This window comes from Novosphingobium sp. (assembly GCF_032093395.1).
Classification (GTDB): domain Bacteria; phylum Pseudomonadota; class Alphaproteobacteria; order Sphingomonadales; family Sphingomonadaceae; genus Novosphingobium.
In genome coordinates this window covers 1-9181 of sequence record NZ_DAMDBA010000045.1, presented here as the reverse complement: position 1 = coordinate 9181, position 9181 = coordinate 1, and the positions used below count along the sequence as shown (strand labels likewise).

10 protein-coding genes are annotated in these 9181 nt (G+C 64.8%); 5 read left to right on the top strand and 5 right to left on the bottom strand.

Annotated elements, in window-relative coordinates:
• From RT424_RS14955 to RT424_RS14945, 3 genes are all read right to left on the bottom strand, one after another.
• A partial coding sequence (locus RT424_RS14955; protein WP_313439855.1) for a 4-hydroxythreonine-4-phosphate dehydrogenase PdxA occupies positions 1-624 on the bottom strand: 624 nt, incomplete at its 3' end.
• Between the two features lie 20 nt (positions 625-644).
• Positions 645-2009: a peptidylprolyl isomerase gene (locus RT424_RS14950; RefSeq protein WP_313439853.1), complete on the bottom strand. Its 1365-nt coding sequence runs from the start codon at positions 2007-2009 to the stop codon at positions 645-647.
• Positions 2010-2226: 217 nt separating this feature from the next.
• A complete protein-coding gene (locus tag RT424_RS14945; protein WP_313439850.1) occupies positions 2227-4530 on the bottom strand; it encodes an LPS assembly protein LptD in 2304 nt (767 codons plus the stop codon).
• Between the two features lie 94 nt (positions 4531-4624).
• Here RT424_RS14945 and RT424_RS14940 point away from each other — a divergent pair, with 94 nt between their 5' ends.
• The 5 genes from RT424_RS14940 to RT424_RS14920 all read left to right on the top strand — a co-directional run bounded on the left by RT424_RS14940 (position 4625) and on the right by RT424_RS14920 (position 7972).
• Entirely contained in the window at positions 4625-6088 is a 1464-nt protein-coding gene (locus RT424_RS14940) for a leucyl aminopeptidase (RefSeq protein ID WP_313439847.1), read from the top strand.
• 21 nt (positions 6089-6109) lie between these two features.
• Positions 6110-6547, top strand: a complete 438-nt coding sequence (locus RT424_RS14935; protein ID WP_313439844.1) for a DNA polymerase III subunit chi — start codon at positions 6110-6112, stop codon at positions 6545-6547.
• 246 nt (positions 6548-6793) lie between these two features.
• Positions 6794-7216 (top strand): nucleoside-diphosphate kinase, encoded by a 423-nt coding sequence (gene ndk / locus RT424_RS14930; RefSeq protein ID WP_036524317.1) that lies wholly within the window; start codon positions 6794-6796, stop codon positions 7214-7216.
• A 142-nt stretch (positions 7217-7358) separates the two neighbouring features.
• Positions 7359-7604, top strand: coding sequence for a hypothetical protein (locus RT424_RS14925; RefSeq protein WP_313439832.1), 246 nt, complete (start codon positions 7359-7361; stop codon positions 7602-7604).
• A gap of 98 nt (positions 7605-7702) precedes the next feature.
• The gene (locus RT424_RS14920; protein WP_313439829.1) at positions 7703-7972 is read left to right on the top strand and encodes a DUF465 domain-containing protein; all 270 of its coding nucleotides are present in this window, start codon (positions 7703-7705) and stop codon (positions 7970-7972) included.
• A gap of 32 nt (positions 7973-8004) precedes the next feature.
• Here RT424_RS14920 and purN read toward each other — a convergent pair whose 3' ends face one another.
• Positions 8005-8958 carry a phosphoribosylglycinamide formyltransferase gene (purN, locus tag RT424_RS14915; protein ID WP_313439826.1) on the bottom strand — a complete coding sequence of 318 codons (954 nt, stop codon included), beginning with the start codon at positions 8956-8958 and terminating at the stop codon, positions 8005-8007.
• The coding region (locus tag RT424_RS14910; protein WP_313439823.1) for an AIR synthase-related protein at positions 8951-9181 on the bottom strand (231 nt) is incomplete at its 5' end. The genes RT424_RS14910 and purN, both read right to left, overlap by 8 nt.

Genomic DNA, 9181 nt, shown 5'->3' with positions numbered 1-9181 from the left:
GCGGGCGACGATCCTTGCCTTTCGCTCGATGAGATCGCGGGTGACGAGGCTCGGAACTTGCGAGAGCGCAACATGCACGGTCAATGGGACCGTGCGCAAGTTGGGTCCGGCCAGCATCATCACGGCATCACCGTGTGCGGCACCGCATTCGTCCGCGAGGAACTCGGTCTGGCCGGGTTGCTCGAAACCGATCTCCGCGAGCCTGGACTTGGCGATGGGGCCGGTGACGATCGCTGCGGCCTCGCCGGAACGCGCGAGCCGGGTGGCAAGCGTCAGCGAATGGAGTGCGAGGGCGGCGCCGCTCGGGTCGGGCCGGCCGAAAGCGACGGTTGCATCCTCGTCGCCCAGAACGGGCAGCGCTTGGGCGAAGAGGCTGAGAGCTTCTTCCGGAGCGCGGATCCTGACGACGGGAAGATCGATGCCGCGGCTGCGCGCGGCAGCCTTGAGCACTTCCGCGCCACCGACCGCGAAAAAGGGCGCAAGACCGGCATCATGCCGATCCGCCCAGGCCTGCGCGAAAAGTTCCGGACCGACGCCGGCCGGATCGCCCAAGGAAACTGCCAGGGGCGCAATGCCCGGTGACGAAACCGCGAGGGGCGGCGCGCCGTTGGTTTTGGCCGCCATATGCGCCGCCCCCTTTAACGTCAGTTGTATTCGATCACGGCGTCACGGCGAAGATCGCGCAGATACATCTGCGCGCGCTTGTTGACGCGGTCATCCTCGAGCTGGGCCATGACCTGCTCGAAGTTCGGGCCGGAATCGACTTGCGGGTCGTCGCGGCCGCAGAGCATCAGGATGCGGACGCCTTCGGTCAGCGAACCGAAGGGAGGCAGCGTCTCGCCCGGCGACAGGTTGAGGATCGAGGACTGGATCGGACCGGGGAGATCGCGGGCCTTCACCTGGTCGTTGGCGACGACCTGGGCGCCGATGGTGGCGGCAACCTTGTCGACATCGCCGCAGCCCTTGGCGGTCTTGATGGTCTTGGCGAAGTTTTCCGCCCGGGCATTGGCCTGGGTTTCGGAAACGCCCTTGGGAAACTCGATCGAAATCTGCTTGAGCGCGAGCACGGCATCGCGCGGGTCGGCGGTGAGCACCTGGCGCTTGTCGATCAGGTAGACGATATCGTAGCCGCCGGGGATCGCGATCGGTCCGGCGAGCTGGCCGGGCTGCATGTCACGCACGGCTTCGGAAACCTCGCCGGGAAGCTGGCCGAGACGGACCCAACCGAGGTCGCCGCCGACCGGAGCGGTCGATGCTTGCGAATATTGCCGTGCATAGGCCACGAAGCTGCCGCCCTGGCGGAGCTGCTGCATGACCTGGTTGGCGTTCGCCTCTACCTGCTGCTGCGTTTCGGGAGTGGCGGCCAGGTAGATTTCACCAAGGCGGTATTCCTCGGTGCCCTTGGAGGCCTTGAGGCGATCGATCACTTCGTTCACTTCGTCATCGGAGACGTTGATGAACGGCTGAACGTTGCGTTGCAGCAGGCGCTGCCACGACAGTTCGCCACGGATCTGGCGCTTGAGCGATTCCGGCGAAGATCCCACCCGTTTCAGGTAGGCGTCCATGGCCTGGGTGTTCTGGTTGAAGTTCTGCGAGGCGACGCGGGCGTAGGACTGGTCCACTTCGGCGTCTTCCACCGAAACTTCGACCGCCTTGGCTTCCTGGATCTGCAGGGTTTCGTCGATCAGGTTGCGAAGAACCTGAAGGCGCAGGCGCTTCTGTTCGTCTTCGCTGATCTTGCCCTGGTTGGCGGCCAGGATCAGGGCAAGACGCTGGTCGACGTCGGTGCCGGTGATGACGGCACCGTTGACGACGGCCGTGGCGCGGCGGACGTTCGGGTTGTCGTTACCGAAGATCTTCACATCGTCGGGCACCACGATCTCGCCCTGGGCGGACTGGGCGAAGACGGCGGTGGAGGAAAGCGTTGCCGCCCCGGCGCCGCAGACGACGAGGGCGCCACAGGCAAGAGCCGTGCGCTTGATGAACGTGTTGCGTTGGATTGCTTTCACCTTGACCTATATCCCGTATTCGACCCGTCCGGCCGGTGCCGCTGCGATGGCGAAGTTCGCCTAGGCGTACTTCCGGCCCTGTGGCGGCAGGCGGCTTAACCGAAACTGAGCACGTCCGATAGCCGCTTTGGCCCATAGTGCCAAAGTTCGTGCCAACGTTCGTGCCAACGCCCGCGGGCATCCTGTTTCACGATGGCGGATTTCACCTAACCGGACTTCACCAAGCGCCGATGTTCTTGAGCGCGAAGCCGAGCTGGAACGAGTTGCCTTTCCGCGCATCGCCGAAGGTCACGTAGTCGCGCCGCCAGGTGAACGAAATCTGGAGGCAGTCGTCCTCGTAGGCCATGCCCAGGCGGGAACGGAGCGGCTGGAAGCCGTCCGAACCATATGTGGGGTCTTCCGTGCTATCGGTGAGATTGACGACGGCGGAGCCGAACACCGACCAGTAGTTGGCGAAGGCGACCCGACCGGCGGCGCGCACTTCCTCACGATCCCGCAAATCCTCTATGCCGATCGCGATATCGCGGTTGAGCTTGGTATAGCCGAATTCGAGATAGGTCTGGTTGTTGCCCAGCGAGATGTCGAACTCGTTGCGGCGGACCGCCAGCGTGTCCTTGTCGACCCGGTAGCGGTGAATGATGTTGAAGAAGTTGCGGTAGCGCACTTCGGTGCGGCCGACGATGTCCGAGGTTTTGCTGGCGAGCCCGGTGCCGTCCGGCAGAATCGAAGGCTTGTTGCTGAGCCGGATCGATTGCCCGATGGTGGACTTGATGCGCCAGCGCGGGCGTTCGAACATCCAGTCGAACCCATAAGTGAAGCGCACGCCATCCTCGAACCGGTCGTAGCCCGGGAAGCGATTGAGCGCGAAGAGGTTCGAATCTTCCAGCTCGATCGCGCGCGAATCCTCGTTGGGGATCGCCAGGTTCTTGATCTTGGGCGTGGCGACGAACTGTACGCGCGGGGTCAGTACCTGGCTGCCGCCAAAGACCTGGCCGACCAGCGGCCACTTCACATCGACCGCCGCCAACGCGATGCCGCGGCCCTGCCAGCCCGCCTCCCCGCGATAGAGGGCGGTGGGGCTGAGGTCGTTCTCATCCGAGTGATAGACGTCGCCGCGCACCAGCCCGGTCAGCGTCACTTCCTGGCCCATGCCGGTCAGCTTGCGCAGCGACCACTGGGTGCTGGCGAAGGCGCGCTGGGTATCCTGCCCGTCCACGCGGGTGATGCCCAGCGTGTTCACCTGCGTCTCGATCCGGCCGCCCAGCAGCGGATCGTCGAAGCGGTGGCGATAGTCGAGCACCGGCAAGGCGACGGGGATCTGGCCTTGGTTGCGGCTGGATTGCAGGGTCTGCGTGGCGTAGCCGGCGAAGGAGAAGTAGCTGTCCTGGTCGATCCGCTCCAGCTCGATCGACGAACGCAGGCGGTCGTCACGCGAGATGTCGTAGCGGCGCACGAAAGTGCGGTCGGTGGCGCGCCGGATCGAAGCGGAGATGCTCCAGTTCTCGTCGAGCTGGAACCTGCCATTCGCGAATACGTAGCCGCGGAAGGCGCGTTCGCGGTTCGGGTCGGGATTGCTGCTGTTGATCGGGATGCGATTGCTGGAGGTCGCGTAGCCGGTGATCTGATAGGCGCCGATATCGGTCAGCGCCCGGTACTGGAACGAGGCCATCGGCGCGGCCTTGGTATAGGCGTGAAGCGAGCCGGTGAGGTCTCGGTTGTCGGCGAGCCGCCAGTAATAGGATTGCGCCACCTCGATGCCGTTCGACGGGCTGGACCGCAGGTCGGGCACCAGGAAGCCGGAGACTGCGCCTCCGTTGGTGCTGACCGAAAGGCCGAACAGCGGCAGCTGGACCGCGCCGAACAGTTCAAGCCGCGCATCGCTGAAGCGCACGCGATTCTGCGTCTCGCTGTAGACGACGGTCTTGGCCACGACGCGCCAGGTCGGCTTCTTCGGACAGCCCTCGTCGCTCTCGACGGCGCAGCCGGTATAGGCGGCGTGCTGGAGCACGACATCGCCGTTGGCGATCCGTTCGCCCTTGTTCGCCGCGAGACGCCCGCCCTGACGCATGACGAGAAGCAGGTTCTCCATCATGCCGGTCTTCAGCTCGTCGGTCAGCTCGACGCTTTCGGTGTAGAGCTGGTTGCCGTCCTGATCGACCATGCGGACATTGCCGCTGCCGACGATCTGGCCGGTCTTGCGGTTCCAGGTCACCTTGTCGGCGCGGACGGACTGTCTGTCCTTTCTCAGCACGACATTGCCTGTGGCCGTCACGAATTCGTCGTTCTGGTCGTATTCGACGGTGTCGGCCTCGAAGGCGATCGGCACGTTTTCGTCGGTGGAGGGGGGCGGGGCGGGCGGCGCACCCTCGATCGGGCCGGTATCGACGGGACGCGAGACGTCCTGCGCAAGCGCCAGCGAAGGCAGGCCGAGCGCGGCGATTCCAAGGGCCATCACGCTCAGCGAAACGGGTCGCAAGCGGCGAACGGGGGCTTGCAGCGAGGTCGGCGCGGCAGGGAGCATCCCTTGCCTATCGCACCGCCTGTGCCTAACTGCAATCCGCTGTTGCGGCGAAGCGCACAACATCGACGCTCGCCCACGTGATTCAGGAGATCTCATGAATATCCAGTTCCTTGACGCTGCTGCCGCCGCCCCGGCGCGTCTCGTCGCCCGCTTCGTGAACCAGGATGCGATTCCCGCCGATGTCGAGCCGGTCCTCGTCGAAGGCGCCAAGGCTTCGCGCTTCAGCGGCAAGGCCGGGCAGATATTCGAAGGTTTCGTCGAGCGTGATGGAAAGACCGTGCGCGTGGCGCTGGCCGGGATCGGCGCCGCCGATGCCGCCGATCGCAAGGGCGCGGTGGAACGTGCGGGCGCAGCCGTCGTCGGCAAGTACCTGACCTCGGGCGAGACCGCCGTGACGCTGGACCTGACCGGCGCGGGCCTCTCCGCCGACGAAGCTGCGGGCGTTCTCCTCGGCGCGGTTCTGCGTGCCTGGCGCCTCGACACCTACCGCACCAAGCTGGCCGAGGATGCCAAGCCCAGCCTGGTGGACATCGCCGTGGTCGGCGCGCCGGAAGGCACCGAGGCGGTCTGGGGCGTCGAACAGGCCATCGTCGAGGGCGTCTCGTTCACCCGCGAACTCGTCACCGAGCCGGCCAACATCATCTACCCCGAATCCTTCGTCGCCCGCGTCGAGGCGAAAGTGGCGGGCAGCGGCCTCAAGGTCCGCGTGCTCGACGAGAAGGAAATGGCCGATCTCGGCATGGGTTCGCTGCTCGGCGTGGCGCAGGGCTCCGTGCGCCCCGCGCGCCTGCTGGTCCTCGAATGGATGGGCGGCACCGCCGGCGAGGCGCCGGTCGCCTTCGTTGGCAAGGGCGTGACGTTCGACACCGGCGGCATCTCGATCAAGCCCGCTGCCGGCATGGAAGACATGAAGTGGGACATGGGCGGCGCTGGCGCCGTTGCGGGCACGATGGTCGCCCTCGCGCTGCGCAAGGCCAAGGCCAACATCGTGGGTGTCTGCGGACTTGTGGAAAACATGCCCGACGGCAATGCCCAGCGCCCCGGTGACGTCGTCACCTCGCTTTCGGGCCAGACCATCGAGGTGATCAACACCGACGCCGAGGGCCGCCTAGTGCTCTGCGACGCGCTCACCTGGGTGCAGCGCGAATATAAGCCCGCCAAGGTGATCGACCTTGCCACCCTGACCGGCGCGATCATCCTTAGCCTCGCGCACGAATATGCAGGCCTGTTCTCGAACAACGACGACCTTGCGGCGCAGCTTGCCGCCGCCGGCGACGCTTCGGGCGATCGCCTGTGGCGCATGCCGATGGGCCCGAACTACGACAAGATGATCGACAGCCCGATCGCCGACATCAAGAACGTCGGTCCCCGCTTTGGCGGCTCGATCACGGCGGCGCAGTTCCTGCTGCGCTTCATCGAGAACGACACCCCCTGGGCGCATCTCGACATCGCCGGTACCGTATGGACCGACAAGCCGGGCGCAACCTGGGACAAGGGCGCTTCGGGCTTCGGCGTGCGCCTTCTGGACCGCTTCGTGCGCGACACGATCGAGGCGTAAGGCGAAAGGCGGGGCCGCGACATGCGCGTGGATTTCTACCAGCTCAGTCGCGATCCGGCCGAAAGCGCGCTGGCGCTGATCGCCGGAAAGGTGGCGGGGAACGGCGAGCGTCTGCTCGTCGTCTCCGCAGATCTCGGCCAGCGCCAACGCATCTGCCAGGCTCTCTGGTCCGCCGGGCCCAAGAGCTTCCTCGCCAATGGGTTCGCGGGCGAGGGCGGGGAGGATCGCCAGCCGATCCTGCTTTCCGACATGGCCGAGCCAGCCAACGGCGCCCGGTTCATGGCCATTGCCGACGGCGCGTGGCGCGAGGGCGAAACCCCGTTCGAGCGGACCTTTTTCCTGTTCGACGACACCACGCTGCAACATGCCCGCGACACCTGGCGCATGCTGCGAACCCGTGAAGGCGTGGAGCATTATTACTGGAAGCAGGAAGGCGGTCGCTGGATACAGGCGGGCTGATAGCCAGGGACAGCGGCGTGAAATCTCTTCGTCCCGGACCTGATCCAGGACCGCTGACAAAGCCGCGCCCGGTCGCGGCGTGATCATCGCTGACGGTTTGCGCCTGAGAGGCTGCGCCTAAAGAATCGACAGCGGTCCCGGATCCAGTCCGGGACGACGAGAAGTTAATCTCGCCCGCCTTGCGGTTCCGCTGGTTCCCGGCTACTGGCGCGCGCAAGATTCAAACCCTTTTCCAAGGAACCTACCATGGCGGTTACTCGTACCTTCTCGATCATCAAGCCCGACGCCACCCGCCGCAACCTGACCGGCGCCGTCACCAAGATGCTTGAGGAAGCCGGCCTGCGCGTCGTCGCTTCGAAGCGCATCCAGATGAGCAAGGAACAGGCCGAGGGCTTCTACGCCGTCCACGCCGAGCGTCCCTTCTTCAACGACCTCGTCTCTTTCATGATCTCGGGCCCGGTCGTGGTTCAGGTTCTCGAAGGTGAAGACGCTGTGAAGCGCAACCGCGACATCATGGGTGCCACCAACCCCGAGAACGCCGATGCCGGCACCATCCGCAAGGAACTGGCCGAATCGATCGAAGCAAACTCGGTCCACGGTTCGGATTCGGAAGAGAACGCGGCGATCGAAATCGCCTACTTCTTCAAGCCGGAAGAAATCGTCGGCTGAAGCATTCGCTTCATTCGATAGCGAGAAGGCCGCCCCCTCCGGGGCGGCCTTTTTGTTTTGGGCGCCGCGTACCTCCAATGACGTTTTGCCCTTTGCCGTTTTCGCTTCTGCGCTAGATTGTCCTTCAAAGAGGAGAGTGAAGATGCAGGGCATGGGTGAGGCAAACGAAGCCTGTCCGTTCGAGTTCAACTTCGACGAGAAGACGTTCAAGGCCGGCGATACCGTCAGCTATCGTGTCAATGGCAGCCTGGAGGGATTTCCCTTCGTGGGCACGCTGGTCGAAGTTCACCAGGATCACGTCCTGATCGCCGGGGATCCGCAGGAGCCCGAGAAGCGTTATCGCGGAACGCGCGAAAGCAGGCCCTTGGTGGACTATACGGAAATCTGAGGGAAGGCGGGATCATTGATGTCGCGCAAGGAAGGATCGAGCGAAGCGGAATAGCTTGCACGCGAACTATGGATCGCTGCGCATGGAGAGGAGAGCCGATGTCAAAAAAGGTCCACGAACTCGCCGCGGAATTTCCCGACGATCTTGAAATCCTGCGCCATCTCAAGGCAACCCGAGGTCACTTCGCGGTGCTGGCCGACCGCTATGACGAGGTCAACGGCGCCATCCAGAGGATCGAATCGGAGCTGGAAGCGGCATCGGACGCTCGGCTCGAAGATTTGCGGAAGGAGCGGCTCTGCCTTCTGGACCAGATCGGCCGGATGATCCGCGACGCAGGCGCAGTTGGGGCCCGATCCGGGTTTGCCTGACTAGGCGGCGTGCCGCCTAGCGTGGTTATCCGTCAGAACTGATCTGCTGCATCGATGAGGGAGGTCAACCTCTTGGGCGCGATCGAGCGCCAGGAGCGGGCGAGCCATCCTCCGATTGCATCCCAATCGTTGCCCCCCAGGTCGAGGCGGATGCCGATCCAGCCATCACCGAAATAGGCGGGGCGGAAATAGCGTTCCTCATCCTGCTCGATCAGCATCGCCTGCTCATCCGGCCCGCTGATCTTCACAAGCAGCGCGGTCCGCCCGTCGGCGTGATGGTTGGACGTGAAGTAGGCGAACTTCTTGCCCTTGATCACCCCGAAGCAGGGCATGCCGTGGCTCTGTATCTCGTCGGCTTCGGGCATCGCCATCGCGCGCTCGCGAACGCGCTCCAGCAGCCACTCCGGACTCGATTCGCGCACGACCAGAGCTGCAAGGCAGCGGGAATAGAGCTGGTGTTCGGCGATCAGGACGCGAGAGCCCAGGGTCTCGGGGGTGTCGCCTGGAACTATCGCGACGGGAATCTGCCCCAGGATCGGCCCTTCGTCGAGCTCGGGAATGACCAGGTGGACGCTGACGCCACCGTGGCTGTCGCCGGCCTCGATGGCGCGCTGGTGCGTGTGGAGCCCGGTGTATTTCGGCAGCAGCGAAGGATGGATGTTGACCATCCGTCCTTCCCAGCGGCGCACGAAACCCTCGGTCAGGATGCGCATGTAACCGGCCAGCGCCACCCATTCCGCGCCCGACTCGCGTATCACGGAGTCCATCGCCGCGTCGTGCTCGTCGCGCGAGAGCCCCTTGTGGCTCAGCGCATAAGTCGGCACGCCTTCGGCAGCCGCCAGGGCAAGGCCGCCCGCATCCGGCCGATTGCTGGCCACCAGGACTATCTCGTAGGGACAGTCCTCGAAGCGGCTGGCATAGAGCAGGGCGGCCATGTTGGTGCCGCTGCCCGAAATCAGGACGGCGACTTTAGCCCTTTCAGGCAAGGTGGATCGCTTCCCAGTCCTCGCGCGCGGACCAGACTTCGGCGCTGCCCTGTACGGTGCAGCCCTTGTCGCCTTCCTCCACGATGCCGATCACGAACACGGTCTCTCCGGCGGCTTCCAGATCGGCCTTGAGCGCTGCCGCGTCGTCGGCCGGAACCGCAAGCACCATGCCGATGCCGCAGTTGAAAGTGCGGGCCATCTCGGCCGGCTCGATGTTGCCCTG

What these genes read in the sequence shown, in the direction of transcription:
- RT424_RS14925 (WP_313439832.1), top strand. Translation starts at nt 7,359, where the DNA reads ATGCAGGGCATGGGTGAGGCAAACGAAGCCTGTCCGTTCGAGTTCAAC.
- RT424_RS14920 (WP_313439829.1), top strand. Translation starts at nt 7,703, where the DNA reads ATGTCAAAAAAGGTCCACGAACTCGCCGCGGAATTTCCCGACGATCTT.
- RT424_RS14945 (WP_313439850.1), bottom strand. Translation starts at nt 4,530, where the DNA reads ATGCTCCCTGCCGCGCCGACCTCGCTGCAAGCCCCCGTTCGCCGCTTG.
- ndk (WP_036524317.1), top strand. Translation starts at nt 6,794, where the DNA reads ATGGCGGTTACTCGTACCTTCTCGATCATCAAGCCCGACGCCACCCGC.
- RT424_RS14935 (WP_313439844.1), top strand. Translation starts at nt 6,110, where the DNA reads ATGCGCGTGGATTTCTACCAGCTCAGTCGCGATCCGGCCGAAAGCGCG.
- RT424_RS14940 (WP_313439847.1), top strand. Translation starts at nt 4,625, where the DNA reads ATGAATATCCAGTTCCTTGACGCTGCTGCCGCCGCCCCGGCGCGTCTC.